The sequence below is a fragment of the Streptomyces sp. Ru73 genome, from assembly GCF_002920575.1.
GTDB lineage: Bacteria > Actinomycetota > Actinomycetes > Streptomycetales > Streptomycetaceae > Streptomyces.
This window is the reverse complement of record NZ_PQSQ01000116.1, coordinates 1-22,580: the sequence shown is the minus strand read 5'-3', so window position 1 is coordinate 22,580 and position 22,580 is coordinate 1. Positions and strand designations below refer to the sequence as shown.

22 protein-coding genes and 1 pseudogene are annotated in these 22,580 nt (G+C 74.7%); 6 read left to right on the top strand and 17 right to left on the bottom strand.

All coding sequences use genetic code 11. The features are described from left to right. Window positions 1-268 precede the first annotated feature (268 nt). Entirely contained in the window at window positions 269-880 is a 612-nt protein-coding gene (locus C3486_RS32230; protein ID WP_181138763.1) for a CdaR family transcriptional regulator, read from the top strand. Here the strand turns inward: C3486_RS32230 and paaE are convergent. From paaE to paaN, 9 genes are all read right to left on the bottom strand, one after another. Continuing rightward, a complete protein-coding gene (gene paaE / locus C3486_RS32225; protein ID WP_103836407.1) occupies window positions 825-1,940 on the bottom strand; it encodes a 1,2-phenylacetyl-CoA epoxidase subunit PaaE in 1,116 nt (371 codons plus the stop codon). The two genes, C3486_RS32230 and paaE, sit on opposite strands and share 56 nt — an antisense overlap. Then, window positions 1,940-2,461 carry a 1,2-phenylacetyl-CoA epoxidase subunit PaaD gene (gene paaD / locus C3486_RS32220; RefSeq protein WP_103836411.1) on the bottom strand — a complete coding sequence of 174 codons (522 nt, stop codon included), beginning with the start codon at window positions 2,459-2,461 and terminating at the stop codon, window positions 1,940-1,942. The genes paaE and paaD overlap by 1 nt, the downstream gene beginning before the upstream one ends. 581 nt (window positions 2,462-3,042) lie before the next feature. Then, a complete protein-coding gene (gene paaC, locus C3486_RS32215; RefSeq protein ID WP_258053131.1) occupies window positions 3,043-3,930 on the bottom strand; it encodes a 1,2-phenylacetyl-CoA epoxidase subunit PaaC in 888 nt (295 codons plus the stop codon). A gap of 22 nt (window positions 3,931-3,952) precedes the next feature. Beyond that, window positions 3,953-4,276: a 1,2-phenylacetyl-CoA epoxidase subunit PaaB gene (gene paaB / locus C3486_RS32210; protein WP_103836406.1), complete on the bottom strand. Its 324-nt coding sequence runs from the start codon at window positions 4,274-4,276 to the stop codon at window positions 3,953-3,955. Next, the gene (gene paaA, locus C3486_RS32205) at window positions 4,273-5,295 is read right to left on the bottom strand and encodes a 1,2-phenylacetyl-CoA epoxidase subunit PaaA (RefSeq protein ID WP_103836405.1); all 1,023 of its coding nucleotides are present in this window, start codon (window positions 5,293-5,295) and stop codon (window positions 4,273-4,275) included. Before paaA ends, paaB begins: the two co-directional genes overlap by 4 nt. A gap of 128 nt (window positions 5,296-5,423) precedes the next feature. Further along, window positions 5,424-6,254, bottom strand: coding sequence for an enoyl-CoA hydratase/isomerase family protein (locus C3486_RS32200; RefSeq protein WP_103836404.1), 831 nt, complete (start codon window positions 6,252-6,254; stop codon window positions 5,424-5,426). Next, window positions 6,245-7,054, bottom strand: coding sequence for a 3-hydroxyacyl-CoA dehydrogenase family protein (locus tag C3486_RS32195; RefSeq protein WP_258053134.1), 810 nt, complete (start codon window positions 7,052-7,054; stop codon window positions 6,245-6,247). The genes C3486_RS32200 and C3486_RS32195 overlap by 10 nt, the downstream gene beginning before the upstream one ends. Before the next feature lie 412 nt (window positions 7,055-7,466). After that, entirely contained in the window at window positions 7,467-8,705 is a 1,239-nt protein-coding gene (locus C3486_RS32185) for a thiolase family protein (RefSeq protein ID WP_103836401.1), read from the bottom strand. Between the two features lies 1 nt (window position 8,706). Continuing rightward, window positions 8,707-10,461: a phenylacetic acid degradation protein PaaN gene (paaN, locus tag C3486_RS32180; RefSeq protein ID WP_103836400.1), complete on the bottom strand. Its 1,755-nt coding sequence runs from the start codon at window positions 10,459-10,461 to the stop codon at window positions 8,707-8,709. Between the two features lie 128 nt (window positions 10,462-10,589). Between paaN and paaI the strand changes: the two genes are divergently transcribed. The 5 genes from paaI (at window position 10,590) to C3486_RS32155 (ending at window position 14,232) form a co-directional block, all read left to right on the top strand. Next, complete coding sequence (gene paaI, locus C3486_RS32175; protein ID WP_258053132.1) at window positions 10,590-10,967, top strand: hydroxyphenylacetyl-CoA thioesterase PaaI; 378 nt, start codon at window positions 10,590-10,592, stop codon at window positions 10,965-10,967. A 5-nt stretch (window positions 10,968-10,972) separates the two neighbouring features. Beyond that, a complete protein-coding gene (gene paaK, locus C3486_RS32170; protein WP_103836398.1) occupies window positions 10,973-12,322 on the top strand; it encodes a phenylacetate--CoA ligase PaaK in 1,350 nt (449 codons plus the stop codon). 71 nt (window positions 12,323-12,393) lie between these two features. Further along, the gene (locus tag C3486_RS32165; RefSeq protein WP_103836397.1) at window positions 12,394-13,011 is read left to right on the top strand and encodes a TetR/AcrR family transcriptional regulator; all 618 of its coding nucleotides are present in this window, start codon (window positions 12,394-12,396) and stop codon (window positions 13,009-13,011) included. A 107-nt stretch (window positions 13,012-13,118) separates the two neighbouring features. After that, a complete protein-coding gene (gene trxA / locus C3486_RS32160) occupies window positions 13,119-13,640 on the top strand; it encodes a thioredoxin (RefSeq protein WP_308461279.1) in 522 nt (173 codons plus the stop codon). After that, window positions 13,633-14,232: a histidine phosphatase family protein gene (locus C3486_RS32155; protein WP_103836395.1), complete on the top strand. Its 600-nt coding sequence runs from the start codon at window positions 13,633-13,635 to the stop codon at window positions 14,230-14,232. The genes trxA and C3486_RS32155 overlap by 8 nt, the downstream gene beginning before the upstream one ends. Before the next feature lie 232 nt (window positions 14,233-14,464). Here C3486_RS32155 and C3486_RS32150 read toward each other — a convergent pair whose 3' ends face one another. From C3486_RS32150 to C3486_RS32115, 8 genes and pseudogenes are all read right to left on the bottom strand, one after another. Then, the gene (locus C3486_RS32150; protein ID WP_103836394.1) at window positions 14,465-15,496 is read right to left on the bottom strand and encodes a rod shape-determining protein; all 1,032 of its coding nucleotides are present in this window, start codon (window positions 15,494-15,496) and stop codon (window positions 14,465-14,467) included. A gap of 131 nt (window positions 15,497-15,627) precedes the next feature. Next, on the bottom strand, window positions 15,628-16,347 hold the full coding sequence (locus C3486_RS32145) for a hypothetical protein (RefSeq protein WP_258053129.1): 720 nt from the start codon (window positions 16,345-16,347) through the stop codon (window positions 15,628-15,630). Further along, window positions 16,331-17,164, bottom strand: a complete 834-nt coding sequence (locus tag C3486_RS32140) for an FkbM family methyltransferase (RefSeq protein ID WP_103836393.1) — start codon at window positions 17,162-17,164, stop codon at window positions 16,331-16,333. Before C3486_RS32140 ends, C3486_RS32145 begins: the two co-directional genes overlap by 17 nt. Further along, window positions 17,161-17,421, bottom strand: a complete 261-nt coding sequence (locus C3486_RS32135; protein WP_103836392.1) for a Trm112 family protein — start codon at window positions 17,419-17,421, stop codon at window positions 17,161-17,163. The genes C3486_RS32140 and C3486_RS32135 overlap by 4 nt, the downstream gene beginning before the upstream one ends. A gap of 11 nt (window positions 17,422-17,432) precedes the next feature. After that, window positions 17,433-18,470: a DMT family transporter gene (locus C3486_RS32130; protein WP_258053128.1), complete on the bottom strand. Its 1,038-nt coding sequence runs from the start codon at window positions 18,468-18,470 to the stop codon at window positions 17,433-17,435. A gap of 2 nt (window positions 18,471-18,472) precedes the next feature. Next, window positions 18,473-19,225 carry a bifunctional 2-polyprenyl-6-hydroxyphenol methylase/3-demethylubiquinol 3-O-methyltransferase UbiG gene (locus C3486_RS32125; protein ID WP_103836391.1) on the bottom strand — a complete coding sequence of 251 codons (753 nt, stop codon included), beginning with the start codon at window positions 19,223-19,225 and terminating at the stop codon, window positions 18,473-18,475. Further along, window positions 19,222-20,592, bottom strand: coding sequence for a condensation protein (locus C3486_RS32120; protein ID WP_103836390.1), 1,371 nt, complete (start codon window positions 20,590-20,592; stop codon window positions 19,222-19,224). The genes C3486_RS32125 and C3486_RS32120 overlap by 4 nt, the downstream gene beginning before the upstream one ends. Next, window positions 20,589-22,580 (bottom strand): annotated as a pseudogene (locus C3486_RS32115) (DUF3367 domain-containing protein); the annotation flags it as partial. The gene C3486_RS32120 and the pseudogene C3486_RS32115, both read right to left, overlap by 4 nt.

Sequence of the window (22,580 nt, the reverse complement as noted above, 5' to 3'; positions counted from 1 at the left end):
GTTTGGTCCGGGTGCAGGGGCCGGTGCGGGGTCGTCCCGTTCTGCGTCTGGTCCGGGCGCGGGGGCCGGTGCGGGGTCGTCCCGTTCTGCGTCTGGTCCGGGCGCGGAGGCCGGTGCGGAGGTATCCCGTTCCGCGTCGGGGCCGGGCGGTCCGGGTGCGGGGGCCGGCGCGGAATCGTTCGGCGCGGAGACGTCCGGTGCCGCGCTGCTCGGGCACCTCGAATCGGCGCTGGTGCGGCACTGTGCCGCGCACCGGGAGGCGGCGACCGTGGCCGCCACCGTCGACGCCGCGTACGTGCTGCTGCCCGCCACCGGGGCCGCGGCGGCCCGGCGGTTCGCCGACGCGGCGCTGGCCGTCGTCCGCCCGGCGGTCGGCGACGGCGTACGCGCGGCCGTCACCCGGCCGTGCACCGCTCTGCAGCTCGCCGCGCTGCGCCGCGAGGCGGACGACGTCCTGCGCGCAACGGCCGGGGACGGGCCCGGCCGCCCGGCGGCCACGGCCGAGGACGTCCGGCACCGGATCCTGCTCGACCGGCTCGGCGACGAACTGGACCGCGCCCCCTGGCTACGGCTGCCCGGCGTCGCAGCCCTCCTGGCCCACGACCACGAGCACGGCACGGCGTACGCGGCAACGCTCACGGCCTGGCTCGACGAGGTCGGCGACGTGGCCTCGGCCGCCGCCCGCCTGACGGTCCATCCGAACACCCTCCGGCACCGGCTGCGGCGCATCCGCGAGCTGTTCCCGCTGGACCTGGACGACCCGGACGTACGGCTCGCGGTCTGGCTGGACCTGCGCCGGGAGGTGCCGGGGCGGGACGCCGGCCTCAGCTGTCGAAGTCGACCGTCAGGGTGTCCGAGGCCGGGAAGGTCTGGCAGGTGAGGACGTAGCCGGCCTCGACCTCGGAGGTCTCCAGGGCGAAGTTGCGGCGCATGTCCGCCTCGCCGTCGCGGATCAGGGCGCGGCAGGTGCCGCAGACGCCGCCCTTGCAGGCGAACGGGACGTCGGGGCGGGCCTGCTGGGCGCCGTCCAGTATGGCCCGGTCGCGGGGGAGCGGCGAGGTGGTCGTGCGGCCGTCGAGGGTGATGGTGACCTCGCTGACCGGCCCGTCGGCCGCGGTCTCCTCGTGCCGCGCCTCCCGCACCGGCTCGTCGTCCGCGTAGAACAGCTCCTGGTGTACGCGGTCCTCGGGCACGCCGAGGCCGGACAGCACCGCCTGCGCGTCGCGGACCATGCCGTGCGGGCCGCAGAGCCACCAGTGGTCGGCATCGGCCACGTCGACCAGCGAACCGATGAGGGCCGCGAGCCGGTCGGCGTCGAGGCGGCCGGAGAACAGCTCCGCCTCGCGGGGCTCGCGGGAGAGCACGTGGCCCAGCTGGAAACGGGTGGGGAAACGGTCCTTCAGGTCGGCCAGCTCGTCCGCGAACATGACGGTGGCGGTACGGCGGTTGCCGTAGAAGAGCGTGACGCGCGAGGTGTCGTCGGCGGCCAGCACGGACGCGGCGATGGAGAGCATCGGGGTGATCCCCGAGCCGGCCGCGATCAGTACGTGGTGGCCGGGGACGGTGAGATCCGGGGTGAAGAAGCCGGTCGGCGCCATCACCTCGACCGTGTCGCCCGGGCGTACGTCGTTGACCAGCCAGGACGAGAACAGCCCGCCGGGCACGACGCGTACGCCGATGCGCGGGGCCGCGCCGGCCGGGGCGCAGATGCTGTACGAGCGACGCTCGTCCCGGCCGTCGATCCGCCGGCGCAGTGTCAGCGACTGGCCCGGCGCGAACGCGAACTCCTCGGCCAGCTCCTCGGGAACGTCGAACGAGACGGCGGCGGAGTCCTCGGTCAGCGGCTCGACGGCGGCGACGCGGAGGGAGTGGAACGCCGGACGCCGGCGGGCCGGGGCCGCCGCGGCGGCGGGGGAGGCGGGCGCGGTGGGGGCGGTCATCAGATCTCCTTGACGTGCTCGAACGGTTCCCGGCAGCTGCGGCAGCGGCGCAGCGCCCGGCAGGAGGTGGCGCCGAAGCGGGAGAGCTCCTCGGTGTCGGCGGAGCCGCAGCGCGGGCAGGGGACGGCCCGCCGGGTCGGCGAGAGGTCCAGCAGTACCGGTCCTTCGGTGCGGCGCGGCGCGGGGCCTGGCGGGGCGATGCCGTGCTCGGCGAGCTTGCGGCGGCCCTCGTCGGATATCCAGTCCGTCGTCCACGGCGGGTCCAGCACCGTCTCGATACGGACGTCTGCGTATCCCGCTGCGCGCAGCCGCGCCGCGAGCGAGGCCCGCATCTCGGCCATGGCGGGGCAGCCCGAGTAGGTCGGGGTGAGGGTGGCGGTGACCGAGCCGTCCCCGGCCACCTCGACCCCGCGCAGCACGCCCAGCTCGGCGAGGGTGAGCATGGGCAGCTCGGGATCGACCACCTCGGAGGCGATCCGCTCGGCACGCGTCGCACCGGCCTCGGGCGCCACACGGAGCACGGGCCGACGCGCGTCGCCGGTGCGTTGCGGTGCCGCGCCGCCCGCGTGCGGTGCCGTGTCCTCCGCCCTGTGCGGTGTCGCGCCGGCCGTCTCGTGCGAGCCGGTGCTGCCCGCCGCCGCGTGCGGTACCGCGCCGGTCGCCGTATGCGGTGCCGTGTCGCCCGTCCCGTGCGAGGCCGTGCTGGCCGTCTCGTGCGGTGCCGTGCCGTCGTCCGGCGCGTGCGATGCCGTGCCGTCCGTCTCCTGCGAGGCCCGGCCGTCCGCCGCGTGCGAGGCGGGGCGGCCCGCTGCCGCGTCGTACGCTGCCGTGTCCTGCGGCGCGTTGGCGTGCGCGGTCGTGCCCTGTGGCGCGTTGGCGTGTGTGATCGTGCCCTGTGGCGCGTTGGCGTGTGTGATCGTGCCGCGCGCGGTCGTGTCCTGTGGCGCGTTGGCGTGCGTCGTCGTGCAGTGCGAGGTCGTGTCCTGCGGTGCCGACGCCGGGCCGGCCGCCGGTATCTCGCGCGCCGTCGTCCCCCGCGCCGCGGTACCGCGCGCCGACACCGCGCGTGCCGCCCTCTCGTACGGTGCCGTGGTGCTCATCGTCACCACGCGGCTTCCGGGTGGGCGCGGGCGACCTCCTGCAACTCCGCGAGCAGCGGCGCCAGGTGCTCGGTGTGGTCACCGGACCGGCCGGAACCCGGCTCCGGGGCGGCCTCGGGAGCGGTCAGCCCGGCCGCCGCCTGTACCTGGCCGAGCACCGCACGGGTCGCCCCGGCCGCCTCCGCCGCCGGAGCGCCGAAGTCCTCGCAGGTCCGGTCGGTGTACAGCTCCTCCAGCCAGGGGGCCAGCTCCGTCCAGGCCGCCTGCATCCGGCGGTGCGACTCCGCCGTGCCGTCGCCGAGCCGGACGACCCACTCCGCGGCGTACTGCCGGTGGTACGTCAGCTCCTTGACGCCCTTGGCGGCCACCGCCGCCAGCACGGGGTCGGGGCTGTCGGCCAACCGCTCGAACAGGGCCAGCCGCCACGCGGAGAGGACGAGCAACCGCCCGACGCAGAACGCGAAGTCGCCGCGGGGCAGCTCGGCCAGGCGTACGTTGCGGAAGTCCGCCGCGTCGCGGAAGTAGGCGTACGCGTCCTCGTCCCGGCCCGTGCCGTCGGCCTGCCCGGCGCGGGCGTAGAGCAGCCGGGCCTGGCCGAGGAGGTCCAGGCCGATGTTGGCCAGTGCCATCTCCTCCTCCAGCTCGGGGGCGCGGGTGCACCACTCCGCGAGCCGCTGCGCGCTGACCAGCGCGTCGTCCCCGAGGGCCGTGCAGACGGCGGCCAGCGCCGCGCCGTCCACGCCCTCGGGCAGCGCCGTCGGGACCCCGTGCAGCGGGTCGGCGAAGCCCGTGCCGAAGGCCCAGCGGGCGTCGCCGTCGTCGCCCTCGGTGAGGGAGAGGTACACGTGCTCGTCGGCCGCGTCGCGCGTTTCGCTCATGTCGGCTGCCATGTCTCAGCTGCTCCTGCTCGGACTAGATGTGCGGGACATCCGCCGGGATGTCGTAGAAGGTCGGGTGGCGGTAGACCTTGTCGCCGCTGGGCGCGAAGAACGGGTCCTTCTCATCTGGCGTGGATGCCGCGATGTCCTCGCTGCGCACCGCCCAGATGGACACGCCTTCGTTCCGCCGGGTGTAGAGGTCCCGGGCGTGGGTGAGCGCCATCCGGTCGTCGGCGGCGCGCAGCGACCCGACGTGCACGTGGTTCAGCCCGCGCTTGCTCCGTACGAAGATCTCGTAAAGCGGCCACTGGCCCTTGGTGCCGTCCTGCGTCCCCTGCGTCCCCTGCGTCTCGCTCATGCGGCGTGCTCCTTCTCTTCCCCGCGGGCCCGCTCGCCCGCCTGTGCACGGCGGGCCTGCTTGGCGGCGTACGCCGCGGCTGCTTCGCGCACCCAGGCGCCTTCCTCGTGGGCGCTGCGCCGCCGCTCCATCCGCTCGGCGTTGCACGGCCCGTCGCCCTTGATGACCCGCATCAGCTCGTCGAAGTCCGGCGTACCGAAGTCGTGGTGGCCCCGCTCCTCGTTCCACCGCAGCTCGGGGTCCGGGAGGGTGACGCCGAGCTTCTCGGCCTGCGGCACGGTCATGTCCACGAACTTCTGCCGCAGCTCGTCATTGGAGTGCCGCTTGATGCGCCAGGCCATCGACCGCTCGGAGTTGGGGGAGTTGTCGTCCGGCGGGCCGAACATCATCAGCGACGGCCACCACCAGCGGTTCACCGCGTCCTGGACCATCTCGCGCTGCTCCGGGGTGCCCTGCATCATCGTGCGCAGCAGCTCGTACCCCTGGCGCTGGTGGAAGGACTCCTCCTTGCACACCCGCACCATGGCCCGCGCGTACGGCCCGTAGGAACTGCGGCACAGCGGGACCTGGTTGCAGATCGCGGCGCCGTCCACGAACCAGCCGATGACGCCGACGTCGGCGAAGGTCGGGGTCGGGTAGTTGAAGATCGAGGAGTACTTCTGTCGGCCCTCCAGCAGGCGCTGGGTGAGGTCGTCGCGGTCGGCGCCGAGCGTCTCCGCCGCCGAGTACAGGTACAGCCCGTGGCCCGCCTCGTCCTGGACCTTCGCGAACAGGATCGCCTTGCGGCGCAGCGAGGGGGCGCGGGTGATCCACGCGCCTTCCGGCTGCATGCCGATGATCTCGGAGTGGGCGTGCTGCGCGATCTGCCGGACCAGGGTCTTGCGGTAGCCCTCGGGCATCCAGTCCCGCGGCTCGACGCGCTGGTCGCGGGCGATGGTGCGGTCGAAGTGCGCCTGGAGGTCCTGCTCCGGGGGCGGCGCCGCGGTGTCGCCCGGCGACGAGGAGGCAGAGCTTGGCATGTCCATCCTTCCCAACCGACCGTTCGTTCGGTTACTTAGTCTCGTGTATGGCGGCGTGTATGGCAAGAGGCAGTCGTGAATCTGTACGACCGGCGGGGCCCGCCTGCGGATGCCGGGCGGGCCCGCGCTCAGCGCCCTTCGAAGACGGGCCGCTCGCGGTCCAGGAAGGACCGGACGGCAGCACGGTGGTCGCGGGTCGCGCCGAGGGCGGTCTGCGCCGCGGCCTCCCGAGCCAGCACCTCCCGCAGGTCCGCGCAGGGAGCACCCCGCAGCAGCCGCTTGACCTCGGCGTACGCCAGGGTCGGGCCCTCCGCGAGCCGCCCGGCCAGTGCCAGGCCCTCGGTGGCCGCCGTGCCGTCGGGGACCACGCGGTGGGCGAGCCCCCAGTCCCGTGCCTCCTCGCTGCCGAACCGGTCGCCCAGCAGGAACAGGCCGGCGGCCCGGGACGGCCCGACGGCCTCGGCCAGCGACGCGCTCAGCCCCGTGTCGGCGGCCAGCCCGATGCCGGTGAAGGCGGTGGCGAACCGGGCCCCGGCCGCCACCACCCGTATGTCGGCACAGAGCGCGAGGCCCAGCCCCGCGCCCACGCACGCGCCCTCGACGGCCGCCACGACCGGCGGGGCGAGCGCGCGCAGCGCCAGGACGACCGGGTTGTACTCCTCGGTGACCGTGGCGAACGCCGCCTCGGCGCCGTCCTCCAGCGCCCGCGCGTGCTCCTTGAGGTCCTGGCCCACGCAGAACGCCTTGCCGCGGGCGGTGAGCAGTACGGCCCGTACGGTGCCGCCCTCGTCGGCGGCCCGGCGGACCGCGCCGAGCAGCTGCTGCTTCATGGCCGTGTCCAGGGCGTTCCCGGCGTCCGGGCGGTCCAGCTCGATGACCGCCACACCGTCCTCACGGCGGTACGTCACGCCGTGGCCCGCCGGCGCGGCGCCGGCGGGCTGCGCGGGGCTCACTCCCATGTGTAGAACCCCTGTCCGGTCTTGCGGCCCAGCTCGCCGCGCGCCACCTTCTCACGCAGCAGCGCGGGCGGCGCGAAGCGCTCGCCCAGCGTGGACTGCAGGTACTCCGCGATCGCCAGGCGCACGTCCAGGCCGACCAGGTCGGTGAGCCGCAGCGGGCCCATGGGGTGCTTGTAGCCCAGGCTCATCGCGGCGTCGATCGCGGCGGGCTCGGCCACGCCCTCCTCGACCATCCGCACCGCCTCCAGGCCGAGCGCGAGGCCCAGCCGGCTGCTGGCGAAGCCGGGGGAGTCCTTGACCACCACATCGGTCTTGCCGAGCGCACGCGTCCAGGCGAGCGCCGACTCCAGGGTGGTGTCCGCGGTGTCCGGCGCGACGACCAGCTCGATCAGCGCGGAGGCGGGCACCGGGTTGAAGAAGTGCATGCCGAGGAAGCGCGCCGGCCGCCGCAGCGCCGTGCTCAGCTCCGTGACCGACAGCGAGCTGGTGTTGGTGGCCAGGACCGCGTCGTCGGACACCGCCCCCTCCGCCGCCGCCAGCACCTTCGCCTTCAGCGCCGCGTCCTCCGGCACCGCCTCGACGACCAGCCGGACGTCGCCGGGCAGCTCCTCGGGGGAGCCGACCGTGCTCACCCGGGCCAGCACCGCTTCCGCCGGCTCGGCGAGCCTGCCGCGCTCGGCGGCCCGGGCCAGCCCGCCGGCCACCCGGTCCAGCGCCGCGGCCGCGGCCTCGGCACCGCTCTCGACGACCGTGACCCGCGAACCGGCCGCCGCGAACGACTGCGCGATCCCCGCGCCCATCCGGCCGCCGCCGATCACACCTACCGCCTCCGGTGCCGTGCCCGCACCGGTTTCCTTCGCTGCCGTGCTCACGACCGCTCTCCCTTCTCCGCCCGGCCCCGCTTCCCCGAGCCCCTCTTTTCCAAGCCCCTCTGCTCCAAGCTCGCATGCAGCCCGGAGCCCGCATACGGCCCGGAGCCCGCGTGCGGCCTGGTGTCCGCGTGCGGCCTGGCGCCTGCGTGCAGCCCGGAGCCCGCGTATGGTCCGGCGCCCGCGTGCGGCCTGGTGTCCGCGTACGGTCCGGAGCCCGCGTACGGTCCGGCGTCCGCGTACGGTCCGGCGCCCGCATGCAGCCCGGCATCCGCCTGCGGCGCGTCCGCCGGCGTGCAGGGCAGCGGCGCCGTGCCGTCGGGCCGGGTCGTCGTCGGGCCGCTCATATTCGCTCCACCAGCATCGCGACGCCCTGGCCGACGCCGACGCACAGCGTGGCCAGGCCCCTGCGGGCGTCCTCGCGCTCCAGTCGGCCCAGCAGTGTCAGCAGGATGCGGGCGCCGGAGCAGCCCAGGGGGTGGCCGAGCGCGATGGCGCCGCCGTCGGCGTTGACCTTGTCCTCGTCCAGGCCGAGCCGGCGCATCACGGCCAGGGACTGCGCGGCGAACGCCTCGTTCAGCTCGATCGCGTCCAGGTCGGAGATCTTCCAGTCGGCACGGGCGAGTGCCTTCTCCGTGGCCGGGACGGGGCCCAGGCCCATCAGGTTCGGCTGGAGGCCCGCCGAGGCCGAGGTGACGACGCGGGCCCGGGGCGTCAGCCCGTACCGGCGGACCGCCTCGCCGCTCGCGACCAGCAGCGCGGCGGCGCCGTCGGACAGTGGCGAGGAGGAGCCGGCCGTCACGATGCCGCTCTGGCGGAAGATCGTGCGCAGGGTGCCGAGCTTGTCCAGCGTGGTGCCGGGGCGCGGGCCCTCGTCCCGCGTCACCTCGGTGTCCGTACCGGGCTTGCGGCCCTTGACCGGGACCGGAACGATCTCCCGGTCGAAGTGGCCGGCCTCCTGCGCGGCGACCGCCCGCTGGTGGCTGCGGAGCGCGAAGGCGTCGGACTCGGCGCGCGTGATGCCGTCGAGCGCCGCCACCTCCTCGGCGGTCTCGCCCATGGAGAGCGTCGTCTTGGGCGTCTCGGGCCCGGACCCGGCGGTCCCGCGGTCCGCGGCGGCGAACTTCGGGTTGGTGAACCGCCAGCCCAGCGACGTGTCGTGCACCTGGCCCGGCTTGGCCCAGGGCGTGCCGGGCTTCTCCATCACCCACGGCGCGCGGGTCATCGACTCCACGCCGCCCGCCACCACCAGGTCCGCCTCGCCCGCCCTGATGGCCTGCGCGGCCGAGGCGACGGCGGTCAGGCCGGAAGCGCACAGGCGGTTGACGGTGTAACCGGGCACGGTGTGCGGCAGGCCGGCCAGCAGGACGGCCATCCGCGCCACGTCGCGGTTGTCCTCGCCGGCCTGGTTGGCCGCGCCGAGTATGACCTCGTCGACCGCCTCGGCGGGGGCACCGGCGCGGCGTACGGCCTCGCCGACCACCAGCGCCGCCAGGTCGTCGGGGCGCACGGAGGCGAGCGCTCCGCCGTACCGGCCCTGCGGCGTACGGGCGCCGTCGACCAGGAAGACCTCGTCGGACATGTCAGCCCTCCTCGGTGGCGGCCGCGCCGGGGGCGACGTGGCGGCGGGACTGGAGCACGTCGAAGCGGCCGGTGATGAAGGCGGAGTCGGTGAGCGTGGCGGAGGCGGCGGGGTTCGCCGCGCTGCCGTGGAAGTCGCTGAACGCGGCGGTCTGGTTGGGGAAGACCGCACCCGTGAGGTTCTCCGAGAGGTGGACGCCCGCCTCGAAGGCGGCGGCGCGGGCGGCTGCCAGGACGTCCTCGCCGGTGGTGTGCACGGTGGCGGTGAGGGCGCCGTGCTCCCGGACCGTCTCGGTGAAGACCCGCAGGCTGTGCTCGGTGGAGTCGGTGGCGATCACGAAGGAGACCGGCCCGAACCACTCCCGGGTGTACGTCCCGGCGTCGTCGGCCGCGTCCAGCAGCGCGACGTGCGGCGTGCTCAGCGTGGCGCCGTCGTACTCGGGGTGCGCCAGCGTCTCCGAGGGGTGCACGGCCCGGCCCACGGACGCCGCCTCCGAAAGCCGCTTCCGCACGCTGTCGTTGACGATCGCGCCGAGCGTGCCGGCCGCCCGCTGCGGGTCGCCGAGCAGCTTGTCCAGCGCGCCCGCCAGGTCCTCGGCGAACTCGGCGGCGGTACGGGTGCCCGCGTCCGTACGGATGCCGTCGCGCGGCACCAGGAGGTTCTGCGGGGTGGTGCACATCTGGCCGCTGTAGAGCGACAGCGAGAAGGCGAGGTTGCGCAGCAGGCCCTTGTAGTCGTCGGTGGAGTCCAGCACGACGGTGTTCAGGCCGGCCTTCTCCGTGTACACGACGGCCTGGCGGGCGTGCTCCTCCAGCCAGTTGCCGAACTCCTTGGAGCCGGTGAAGTCCACGACCCGGACGTCCGGGTGCAGCGCCAGCTCGGCGGCGGTGCGCTGGTCGGCGGTCTCGGCGGCGAGCAGCACCACGTCCGGGTCGAAACCGGCCTCGGCCAGCACCTCGCGGGCGATGCGGACCGTGATGGCCAGCGGGAGGACCGCGCCCGCGTGCGGCTTGACGATCACGGGGTTGCCCGTGACCAGGCCGGCGAAGAGGCCCGGGTAGCCGTTCCACGTGGGGAAGGTGTTGCACGCGATCAGCAGGTTCACCCCGCGGCCCACGGGGGTGAAGGTCTTCTCCATGACCAGCGGCTCGCCCTTGCGCTGCGGCTTGGTCCAGCGGGTCACGGCCGGCAGCTTCTTCTGCTCGGCCCAGGCGTACGCCACCGCCTCCAGGCCGCGGTCCTGGGCATGCGGCCCGCCCGCCTGGAACGCCATCACGAAGGGCTGGCCCGTCGTGTGGTGCACCGCGTGCGCGATCTCGAAGCTCGCCGCGTTCAGCCGGGAGAGGATCTCGGCCGCTACACCCGCGCGAACGTCCGGCGTGGCCGCGCGCCAGGCCGGGGCCGCCGCCTTCGCCGCCGCCACCGCCTCCTCGGGCGTGACCCGCGGGTAGTCGACGTCGAGCGCGAGGCCGTACGGAGAGCGTTCGGCGACGGCGACCGTGCCGCTCTGCGGGTGGCCGGGGAGTTTGAAGGCCGTGCCCAGGTGGGCGCGGAAGGCGGCCTCGCCCGCGGGTGCCGCCTCCTCGCCGTACACCTTGGGGCTCGGCGACTCCGGATGCGGCGACCAGTGGTCGCGGTCGCCGGCCGCTGCGACGGCTTGCCGCAGCAGGTCCGCGTGGCGGGCGAAGAAGTCGGGACGGTCAGTGGCGCGACCGGAGGAAAGGTCGTCGGCTCGGTCAGTGACGCTCTCGGACAAGGCAGTCCACCTCTTGACAGGCACTTCAGATGCTGATTGTTTAACCGCGTCGTCACGCTAACCGAATGTTCGGTCGGGCAGCAAGGGTGGTTGATGTGCCTGTGGAAAACTCCGGACCGGCTCAGCGGATGTTCGCCGCGGACCAGGCGTCGCAGCGGCTCGGCATCGAACTGCTGGAGGCCGGCGAGGGCTCGGCGCTGCTCCGTATGACCGTGGGAGAGACCATGGTCAACGGGCACGGCATCGCTCACGGCGGCTATCTCTTCCTGCTCGCCGACACCGCCTTCGCCTGCGCCTGCAACAGCCACGGCCCGGTGACCGTGGCCGCCGGCGCCGACGTGACCTTCGTGGCGCCGGCCGGGCGGGGCGACGTCCTGCTCGCCAGGGCCGAGGAACGGGCACGGTACGGACGCAGCGGGATATACGACGTGACGGTCCGGCGGGGCGAGGAAGTCATCGCGGAGTTCCGGGGGCGAAGCCGTGTGATCCGAGGTGTGGAGGAATGAGCAGCATGGGCAGCAACCTGACGGCCGCGGCAGGCGGAGCGCGCAAGACCGGCGCCCCGCTCCCCGCCGAACTGCTGGACGCGGGCGAGCGGATGAGCCTCGACGAGCTCCGGGCGCAGCAGCTCGCGCACCTCCGGGCCACGCTGCGGCACGCCTACGAGAACGTGGAGCTGTACCGCAAGAAGTTCGACGCGGCCGGCGTCCGCCCCGAGGACTGCCGCACCCTCGCCGACCTCGCGCGCTTCCCCTTCACCACCAAGGCCGACCTGCGCGACACCTACCCCTTCGGGATGTTCGCCGTCCCCATGGCGGACGTCCGGCGACTGCACGCCTCCAGTGGTACGACGGGCCGCCCCACCGTCGTCGGGTACACCGACGCCGACCTGGACATGTGGGCCGACGTGTTCGCCCGCTCCATCCGCGCCGCGGGCGGCCGGCCCGGCCACAAGGTGCACAACTCCTACGGGTACGGGCTGTTCACCGGCGGCCTCGGCGCGCACTACGGCGCCGAGCGCGCGGGCTGCACGGTGATCCCCGCCTCCGGTGGCATGACCGCCCGTCAGGTGCAGATCATCCAGGACTTCCGGCCCGAGATCATCCTGGTCACGCCCTCGTACATGCTCACCCTCCTCGACGAGTTCGAGCGCCAGGGCATCGATCCGCGCACGTCCTCCCTGCAGATCGGCATCTTCGGGGCCGAGCCCTGGACCGAGGAGATGCGCCGCGAGATCGAGGAGCGGATGGACATCCACGCGGTGGACATCTACGGCCTCTCCGAGGTCATCGGACCCGGCGTCGCCCAGGAGTGTGTGGACACCAAGGACGGGCTGCACATCTGGGAGGACCACTTCTTCCCCGAGGTCGTCGACCCGGTCACCGGCGAGGTGCTGCCCGAGGGTGAGGAGGGAGAGCTGACCTTCACCTCGCTGACCAAGGAGGCGCTGCCGATCATCCGGTACCGCACCCGCGACCTGACCCGGCTGCTGCCCGGCACGGCCCGGCCGAACTTCCGCCGGATGGCCAAGGTGACGGGGCGCTGCGACGACATGATCATCCTGCGCGGGGTGAACCTCTTCCCGTCCCAGATCGAGGAGATCGTGCTGCGCACCCCCGCGGTCGCCCCGCACTTCCAGCTGGAGCTCTCCCGGCGCGGCCGGATGGACCACCTGACCGTACGGGTCGAGGCGCGCGCCGACGCGGCCACCGAGGCCCGCACGGCGGCCGCCGCGGCGATCGCCAAGGACGTCAAGGACGGCGTGGGCGTCACGGTGAGCGTGGACGTCGTCGACCCCGAGACGCTGGAGCGCTCGGTCGGCAAGATCAAGCGCATCAGGGACCTCCGGGACAAGGGCTGAGCCCCCGGGGCGCCGAGCCGGAACGGCCGGCCCGCCCCGGGGCCGGGCGCCCGCCGTGTCAGAGTGAGGGCATGATCAGACCACCCGACCGGAAGCCGGGGGCACGGCAGGGCCGGACCACCTACGACCGCGACTCCCTCGTGGAGGTCGCGGTCGCGGTGTTCAACGAGCGCGGCTACGACGGCACCGGCATGGAGGAGCTGGCCCGCCGCCTGGGCATCAGCAAGTCCTCGATCTACCACCATGTGTCCGGCAAGGAGGAGCTGCTCGACCTGGCCGTGAACCGGGCGCTGGACGCGCTCTTCGCGGTGCTGGACGAGCCGTGCGGCGCGCACGCGGACGCCACGGCCCGGCTGGAGCACACCGTACGGCGCAGCGTCGAGACGCTGGCCGCCGAGCTGCCCTACGTCACGCTGCTGCTGCGCGTGCACGGGAACAGCGACGCGGAGCAGCGGGCCCTGGAGCGGCGGCGTGAGTTCGATCACCGGGTCGCGGAGCTGGTACGGCGCGCTGCGGCCGAGGGCGGGCTGCGCGGCGACATCGAACCGGGGCTGACCAGCCGGCTGCTGTTCGGCACGGTCAATTCCCTGATCGAGTGGTATCGCCCGGACGGCGGACTGACCGTGGAAGCGATGGCCGACGCGCTGACCAGCATGGTTTTCGACGGGTTGCGGGCACGGCAGTCCTGACCGCCGTGCCCGCCGCCGGGCGCCGCGGGGCGGTGCGGGAGGGGGCAGCGCGCCCGGATTCCGGTGCTTACCGGATTCGGGGGAATTCGTATGTCTAGGACGGCGCTGTGTGGGCAGGGGTGCCGGACGGCCGCGTGGCGCGGGTCGCGGAGTGGGACATCCGGTACAACCTGGTGCAATATGCCTCTCCGCGTCTCGTTGACGCGGCTGTACACCGACGACCGGACCGGAAGCAGGGAAAGTACATGAGCACGGTAGAGCTCACCAAGGAAAACTTCGACGAGATCGTCTCCGGGAACGACTTCGTCCTCATCGACTTCTGGGCCGAGTGGTGCGGTCCTTGCAAGCAGTTCTCGCCGGTTTTCGAGAAGTCCTCCGACAAGCACGAGGACCTGGTCTTCGCCAAGGTCGACACCGAGGCGCAGCCGGAGCTGGCCGCGGCCTTCCAGATCCAGTCGATCCCCACGGTGATGATCGTCCGGGAGAACATCGCGGTCTTCTCGCAGCCCGGCGCGCTCCCCGAGGAGGCCCTGGAGGACGTCATCGGCCAGGCCCGCAACCTGGACATGGACGAGGTCCGCGCCTCCGTCGAGGAGGCCCAGAAGGAGCAGCAGGGCGGCAGTGAGTGAGCTGCTGCTGATCCGGCACGGTGAGACGGAGTGGAGCCGTTCGGGACAGCACACCAGCTGGACCGACCTCCCCCTCACCGGACGAGGTGAGGAGCAGGCCCGGGAACTGGGCCCGCTGCTCGCCGGCCGGAAGGTGGGGCTGACGCTGGTCAGTCCCATGGCGCGGGCGCGCAGGACCGCCGAGCTGGCCGGTCTCACCCGTTTCGAGGTCGAGCCCGACCTCATGGAGTGGGACTACGGCGCCTATGAAGGCGTCTGCACGGTGGACATCCACCGCACCCGCCCCGAGTGGTTCCTGTTCACCGACGGCGTCCCGCCGGGCCCCGAGGGGCATCCGGGCGAGTCGCCCGAGGAGGTGGGCGCCCGTGCCGACCGCGTACTGGCCCGGCTGGCACCGCGGCTGGCGGCGGACGGCGACGGCGATGTCGCGCTGGTGGGGCACGCGCACTTCCTGCGGGTGCTGACGGCGCGGCGGCTCGGCCTGCCCGCGTCGGCCGGTGCGCTGTTCACCTTCGAGACCGGCGCGGTCGGCGTACTCGGTACGGAGCACGACCGCCCGGCGGTGGTGGCCTGGAACACGCGGACGCCGTAGACGACGGTCCGGACGCGCTGCGGCGCTCGCGGGCGGTGCTCAGCCGTCCGTACGGAGGCGAGGCCGCGCCGCCTCTACGGGTGCGTCCGCGCTGTGCTTCTTGTGTGCGGGGCGCGCGTCACATACGGGTGCGTCCTGCGCAGCCCCTCATCCACGCGCGGCCCGCGTCATACGTACGGAGCCCGCGAGCCGCCCGGCTCGTGGGCTCCGCCGTGTTCATGGGAGCGCGGTGTCAGGGGGTCAGTGGGGCCAGCTCCAGTGGGGAGACATGGCCCTCGATCATCGCGGCCAGGCCCTGTACGGCACAGGTGTCCGGGCGCTCGGCGACCTGTACGGGCATCAGCGTGCCCTGCCGGATCATCGGCTCCAGGCCCGGTACCAGCGCGCTGCCGCCGGCCAGCATGATGCCGCGCTCGGCGAGGTCGGCGACCAGGTCGGGCGGGCAGCGCCGCAGTACGTCGCTGATGGCGTCGAGGATGCCCGTGAGCCGGGCGGAGATGGCGCGGCGCACCCGGTCGGGCTCCACCCGGACGCAGCGGGCCTCGCCGCTCACCACGTCCCGGCCGTGCACCTCCGTGTGGCCGGGCCCGGAGTCGCCGGTGCCGGCGAGCATCAGGTGCAGCGGACGGACGTTCTGACTGGCGACCATCACCTCGTGGTGCAGCCGCAGATGCTGGACGACGGCGTGGTCGATGGCGTCGCCGCCTACGGGCACGGTCTCCGAGGCCACGATGGAGCCCAGGGACAGGACCGCCACCTGCGTCGTCCCGGCCCCGCAGACCACGATCATCGTGGCCTCCGGCTGCTCGACCGGCAGGCCGCAGCCCACGGCCGCCGCCACCATCGTGTCGACCAGTTCCACCCGCCGGGCGCCGATCCCGGTGAGCGTCTCCACGGCGGCCCGCTGGGTCAGCGGCTCGCTCCCGGAGGGCAGGCAGACCGCTGCCCGCATGGTGGGTTTGCGCCGCCACGCGCGGCGCAGTTTGTCGCCCACGAGCTGCCGCAGCAGCCGCTGGGCCATCTCGATGTCCACGATCGTGCCGTGGGAGACCGGCCGGACCACCCGGATGTGGTCCGGGGTGCGGCCCGACATGTACTCGGCGCGGGCGCCGACGGCTATGAGCGCGCCGGTGCGGCTGTTGACGGCCGTGACGGTCGGTTCGTCGACGATCAGGCCGTGGTTCTTCACGTACACCCGGGTGCGCGCCGCGCCGAGGTCGACGGCGACCGAGCAACGACGCAGCTGCGCAACGCTGGTGGTCATGGGGTTCCTCCGCGGGTGGGCCGGTTGGGGCAGGAGCGGCAGCACACCTCTCGACCGTCATCCTTCTGCCGTACGCGCCCGGCTGCCCGCTGAGCGGGGCCGTGTGAGGGACCCGCGGGCCCGCCACGGGCCTATTCCACGAGGCGCTGCAGCAGGCCCCAGGTGAACTCCGCGATCAGCCGTACGGGGCGCCCGGACGGGCCCGGAGCAGCGAATCCGAGCCGCCACCGGGTGGGTGCCGAGCCCTCCATCGGACGCGCCGGCGGGAACGCGCGTGCGACCTCATCGACGGTGCAGCACCACGGCTCCAGGTCCTCGGCCGTTCGGAGTACGGGGCCCGGCGCACCCGGGGCGCGCACCAGCCACTCGTTCCACACGGCGCCTCCGGGCGCGGTCAGCACCTCGAAGCGCAGCTCGGGCCAGAGCGGCACCGGCCAGGTCAGCGCCCGGCAGGCCAGGTCGCCGACCCGGCGCTCGGTGTCGGTCTCCGGGGGACCGAGGACCGAGCGGTACCGCTGGAGCGTGCCGCGCGACTTCGGGGAGCGGCTCATCGCCTGCCAGCGGCGGTTGGCCTCGCGCATCTCGGGTCGGGTCGCACCCAGCGTGCGCAGCGCGTCCTCCACCAGCCCCGGCTGGTGGTCGGCCATCCGGCGCAGCAGGACGAGCTGGAAGCCGAGCCGGCCCGGCACGCCCAGCGGCCCCTGGGGAGGCCGCTCGGGCTCGCGCAGCCGGCTCCGCGGCGCGGGGGACGTCCGGGGTCCGCCGGGGCCGTCAGCGTCCGCCCCGGGCCCCTCCGTGCCGGGAACGTCGGGGCCGGGGACATCGGGACCGGGGTCATCCGTAGGGCTCATGCCGCACATCGTCGCGCAGTACGGCGCGGGTGGCGGCGGGGTTCGTACGGTACGCGGGGTCGCCGGGCCCGTGGCCGCGCGGCAGGAAGAGCACGGAGTTGACGTACCTGCGGTGCGGTACGAGCGTGCGGCGCACCAGCCCGTGCTCCGCCACGTAGGACGTGCGGGCCTGGTGCCCCGGAAGGTCGAAGGCGGCCAGCGGCAGCCAGCGGTCGCCGGGCAGCACCCAGCCCCGGTAGTCGCGCTCCGTGATCCACTCCAGGACCGGCCCGAGCGGCTGGATGCGCGTCTCCAGCTCCACGAAGAGCGCCGGGCGGTCCCGCTCGACGGTGCGCTCGGCGCCGCGCAGCACGGCCGGTTCGCCGCCGTCCACGTCGATCTTGATGAGCGTGACGTCGGTCAGCTCCAGCTCGTCCAGCGCCACGCAGCGGACCTCCAGGGCGCTGCGATGCAGCCGGCGCCGGACCAGGGAGGAGACGCCGCGGTCGCCGCGTCCCCCCGGGGGCAGCCACAGCGTCGCGGTCCCCGAACGGTCGCCGGCCGCGGCCGTCACCACCTCGACGTTGTCGGGCGCCACGGCCATCAGCAGCCGCGCCAGGTGCGGCACCGGCTCCAGGGTGACGACCCGGTCGGCGCGGCGCGCCAGGTGCCGTGCCCACGGCCCGTACCAGCCGCCGACGTCCACGGCCGTGCCCCCGGGGCGGCAGAAGTCGGAGAGCCGCCGCAGCTCGGGTTCGAAGCGCGGGTAGAGCAGCGTCGCGGCGGCGGAGACCAGCCGGGGCGGCAGGTGCGGGGCGAGCCGGGCGGCGAGCGTCACGGCCGGCCCTCGCCTTCGGGGGAGCCCGCCGCACCGGAGGCGCCGCCGGCCGTGACCATACGGGCCAGCAGTTGCTCGTGCTCTTCGGGGGAGACCTGCTCGCCCGAGGAGGGCAGTAACTGCGGTATGCCGTCCACGATGGGGTAGCGGCGTCGCAGCCGGGGGTTGTAGAGCGCGTCGTCCGCGGTGATGAGGGTCAGCGGCCCCTTGTCGAGGGGGCAGGCGAGTATCCGCAGCAGCGGGTCGTCCGGCTTCATGCGTCAGCTCCCTAGTACGAGTCCGGTGGCGGGACGGCATCGGCCGTACGCCGGCGGGTGACGGAGACGGTACGCCCGGACACCACAGCGGGCGCCGGTGCGGACGGCGCGGGCGCGGGCGTAGCCGGCGGCGCGCCCCGGTCCATGGCGAGCAGGGCGCCCAGCGCCAGCGCCGTACCGCCCAGCCGCAGCACCAGCCGCACCGGATCGCCGGGCAGCGGCTCGCCGAACGCGACCGTGCCGCACACGACGGCGAAGACCCCGCTCACGGCCGTGCACACGGGGACGAGCAGGGACGCCCGGCAGCGCTGCAGCGCCGCCTGCGACAGCACGAGACCCGCCGCACCCGTGCACAGCAGCAGATACGGGTACGGCGTGGCCCACAGGGCGGGGAAGGCGGCGAGCAGCGCATGGAGGTCCGGCGGCCGGCCCCCTCCGGTGGCGAACGCGCCCGCGGCCTCCGGCAGCCCGGCCAGCCCCTTGATGGCCAGCGAACTCACCCCGTACAGCAGCCCGATCGCCACCCCGTAGGACACGCCAGAACCCGCCGCCCTGTGGCGCCGCCGGGCCCGGCGCCCGGCCGCCGCGTACAGCCACGGCCCCGCGACGAGTGCGGGCAGCGCGCAGGCCAGCAGCGTGCCGGTCCGCGCCGTACGGCCCACCTCCGCCGCGTCCGGGCCGCGCAGCGAGACGGCCACCATCACCAGCGCGGCCGCCACCGCCACCGTCGCCAGCCGCTCGCGGCCCGTCGTCCGCTCCCCGAGCGCCACCGAGGACAGCAGCAGGACCAGCACCAGACCGGCCGCGAACAGGCCCTGGGCGGCCGCCACGGGCAGCGTGCGGTAGACCACCAGCTGCGCCGCGAACCCGGCCGCCAGCGCCAGCGAGCCGGCCAGCCAGAGCGGACTGCCGAGCAGCCGCCGCACGACCCGGACCGGCCGCCGGACGCGCAACGGGGGCAGCCGGCCCAGCGCCCGCTTCTCCAGGACGAAGCCGCAGCTGTACAGGACGTTCGCCAGCAGCGCCGCCGCCACGCCCCACCCCGCCACGGTCACCGCTCCGCCCGGCGGGCGTGCACCAGCAGGATCGACGCCAGCGACGGCACCCGGCAGGCCGCCCGGTCCAACGGGCGCAGCGGACGCGGCACATCGTGGTACGGCGCGCCCGCCATCCGTACGACCTCGAACCCGGCAGCGGTCAGGAAGCCGCGCAGCGCACGGGCCGTGTACAGCCGCAGGTGGCCGACGACCTGGCTGCCGGGACGGCCATGAATGCCGCGCAGGCTCACCTCCGAGAACACCGGCTGCACACCGGCCAGCAGGAGGCCGCGGTTGTACCAGGCGGCGAGGTTGGGCGTGGAGAGCAGCAGATGGCCGCCCGGGCGCAGGACGCGCCGCAGTTCGTCCAGGGCCGCGTCGGGGTCCACCAGGTGCTCGACGACCTCGCTGAACAGCACCGCGTCGGCCGCTCCATCGGCGAACGGGAGCCCGGGGCCGGTCAGTTCGCCGCGCACCACGTGCGGGATGCGGTCCGCCGCACGGCGCAGCGCGTCCTGCGACCAGTCGACGCCGATGAGGCGGTGGCCGGCGAGGTACGGCAGGGCGGTGGCCGCGGCGGTGCCGTCCCCGCAGCCGACGTCCAGGACGACGGCCGGGTCCCGGCCGGGCCCGGCGGGGCCGAGCGCGCGGGCCAGCATCACCGCCTGCCGCCGCCCCCGCTCGGCCCCCGAGGCGACGGGCACCAACGGGTTCTCGTAGAAGTCGCGCAGGCCACCGGGGCCGTGCCGCGCACCGGTCGTCGTCATGCGCCCCTCCAGGAGGTCGCCGCGAGAGCTTCTTCGAAGAGCGTGCAGAGCGCGGCCCCCGCCGCGTCGTCGAGCAGCGCCCGGGACCAGCGCAGCGCCAGTTGTATCCGGCCGCCGGCCGAGAGCGTGCTGAGGGACAGCCCGCGTGGCATACGGGCCGGTGCGGAGAACCACACCCGGGTGGCCCGGCCGCTCCCGGTGCCGAAGTCGAACGGATAGGGCAGCCGGCCGATGTTGGACAGCAGGGCCGTGGAGGTCCAGGGCGCGGCCACGGCCCGCGCGCCGCGGGTCAGGGCGGCCCGTACTCCGACCGGCAGCACCGGCACGGTCAGGAGAGCCCCTGCGCGCCCCAGTTGGGGTCCCGAGGCCGCCTTCAGAGCGCCGGTGCGGGCCGCCGTCCGGTGCAGCAGCCGGGCGACCACCACCGGGTCCGGCGGCCAGGAGCCACCCGGCAGTCTCGTGTCCCGCAGGTCCGCTGGTCCGAAGGCCACCGTGGCCAGCCGTGTCCCGTTGCCGAGCGGCATACCGGTACCGCGCGGCCGGTCGTCTACGGGCATCGTCAGGACCACGGGCGCGGCGCGCGCACCGTGCAGCCGGTTCCAGCGCGTCACCGCCAGGCAGGCGGCCACCAGGAGCTGGTCGTTGACGGTGTGCGGGGGCCGCGCCCCCTGAGCGCGCGGCGGCCGGTCCGGTACGGGCAGTTCGGTGAGGAGCATGCCGTTGCCGGGCGCGGTGCGGCCGCGGTCGGCGGCCACGCGGGCCGGACGGCGCCATCCGCCGCGCGGCGCCGCGGTCCCGCGCCGAGTGCCCCGTACGGCTGCCTCGGGGGCGCGTACGGGCGGCGGCGCGGGGGAGTTGGCGGCGCCGCCGTACAGTTCGGCGGTGGTCGCCAGCAGGCGCAGGCAGGACGGGGCGTCCAGCGCGGTGTGCGGCACGGTGAGGAGCAGCACGGTGCCTCGCGCCTCCTGAGGGATCACCTCCAGCCGCACGGGCGGCGCGGCGTCCAAGGGCGGGCACTGGGCGAGTGCCCGCTCCCGGGCGCGGCGCAGTGCCTCGGGGCCCGGCTCGGGAAAGGACACGGGGTCCCCTTCCGGCGCGGCGGCCGGCTGCCACATGTAGTGCCGGTGCCACCAGCGCACGGGAGCCTGCCGCAACAGTGCCCTCGGGTGCCGCGCCAGCGCCTGCCCGAAGGCGGCCCGCAGGCGCGCGTCGTCCACAGGTCCCGGCAGATGCACCTCCACGTGTACGGTCTCCGGCTCGGCCTCCTGGGCGCAGTGCCGCGCGACCTCGTCCACGAGGGGGAAGGGGACCGGCCGGGCGGCGTGCGCGGTGGGCCCCGGTGCGTGGACCGGAGGAGGCGCGGTCACGGCGTGGGCTCCTCTCCCTCGGGAGGTTCGCTCGTGCGCTTCTTCCGGCGGCGCGGCAGCGGGGGCCGTTGGCGCTGCTCCTCGGTGGCGCGTTCCTCGCCGGTGGGTTCGTCCGCGGACGGTTTCCCGGCCGAGGGCTCTTCGGCCGACGGCTCCTTGGCCGGGACGGGCGGCAGGACGGCCGTGTCGTCCTCGGAACCGGGCGGGGCCGCACCGCCGGGCGGCGACGGCTCCTCCTCGCCCTCGACGGCCGGCAGCGGCTTCGTGGCCTCTTCCCCGGCCACCGCTGTCCCCTCGCCGGCCGGGAGCTGCTCGGTGGGGCCTTCCTCGGCAGCGCCCGCCGCGGGGGCCCGCCGCTTCCGGCGGCCCGGTGTCAGCGCCGCGGGCCACAGCCGGCCCGGCGGTACCGTCACCAGCGCAGCGGCCAGCGCGAGCAGCGCGAGGGCCTGGGCCGGGGCACTGAACGGGCCGCGGCCGAGCGCGGCCGGGAGACCGGGCGCGAAGGACGCGACGACGCCGGCCGCCGCCATCGCCAGGAAGGCCAGCGGCGCGAGCAGTACGGGACGGGCGCGGGCGAGCAGCGCGAGCACCGGCACGACCGCCGCGAACGGCCCGGCCACCAGCGCCAGTACGGCGCTGAGCGCGAGCACGCCGAGCACCCACGAGGGCGCGGGCGGCGGCAGCAGTGCCTCTGTCGGGCGCTGCCGCCGCCGTATCAGGGCGCATGCCGCGACCAGCAGGACACCGAGGCCACCGGCGACCAGCGCCGTCCGGTATTGCGCGGCCGGCGCGTAGTACAGGTGCACCGTGCCGCCTCCGCCGGCCGGCACCAGGAACGCCTGCTGCCAGCCGTCCACCCGCAGCGGGGTCAGCTCGCGGCCGTTCAGGGTCGCGTGCCAGCCGTCGTTGGCGTTCTCGTACGTCTGCAGGTACACCGCGCGCCCGGGGCCGATGTACGCGTCGCGGCTGTCGCCCGACCAGCCGGCACCGGCGATGACCCGGCGCGGGGCGGCGGCCGTCGGCGCCGGGGTGCCGCGCCGGAGCGTGACGTCGGTGAGCGCGAGCGGCCCGCGGTCACCGGCCTCCACCCGGTGCCGCCCCGAAGGCAGCGCGATCCGGCCGCCCTTGGAGCGGCACAGCTCGACCTTGACGGGGCGGCGCTGCACGAGATCGCGGACTTCCCCCGCGGCCTTCGTGGCGTACGGGACGCCGTCCACGGTGAGTTCGGGGCCCTTGCCGCAGGGCAGGGAGAAGCGCGCGTGCTTCTTGGGCGGCGGGGTGCGGTACTTCTTCAGGGCCGGGATGTAGACCTCACTGAGGCCGACCGGGAGCTGGAGCGGGCGGCCCGCCACCGGGTTGTGGATGGTCAGCGGCTTGACCCGGGAGACGGTGATGTCGAGACGGTCGGTGGTGATCGGATCGAAGCGGGCCATGCCGTTCTCGTCGACGCCGGCGGTCGCCGCTCCGTAGGGCGAGTTGATCAGGATCTGTTCGGGGCGGGTGGAGATGCCGCCCGCCGCGGGCAGCACGATCGTGTCGATCTTCTTCTTGCCGGGCCAGCGCAGGTGCACGGTGGGCTTGTCCCCGGCGACCCAGGCGGTGGTCAGATCGCCGTCCACGAGGTTGCGCGGGCTGAGGGACTGTCCGGTGCGGCTGGTGGAGTCGGCGGTGACGGTGATCCGGTCGCGCTGTTCGGGCGCCACCTTCATGAGCAGCGCATCCAGGGCACGCCCCGGTACGGCCAGCGCCTCGGCGGACACCGTGTAGGCGCCGTCGGCCCCGGTGCGGAACTGGCGGTGCAGCCCGGTCTCGGCGGACACCGGGGACAGGCCGCCGGGGTCGCTGCCCCGGTGCAGCGCGTACGTGGTGGCCGGCGCGTCCGTGTACTCCGAGTCCGCCGGCACCTGGAGGAGCCGGGTGACGCGTACACCGGGGATGGCGATCTCCGAGATGCCGGCCCCGGAGAGGCCCGGCCGGGGCAGCTGGGA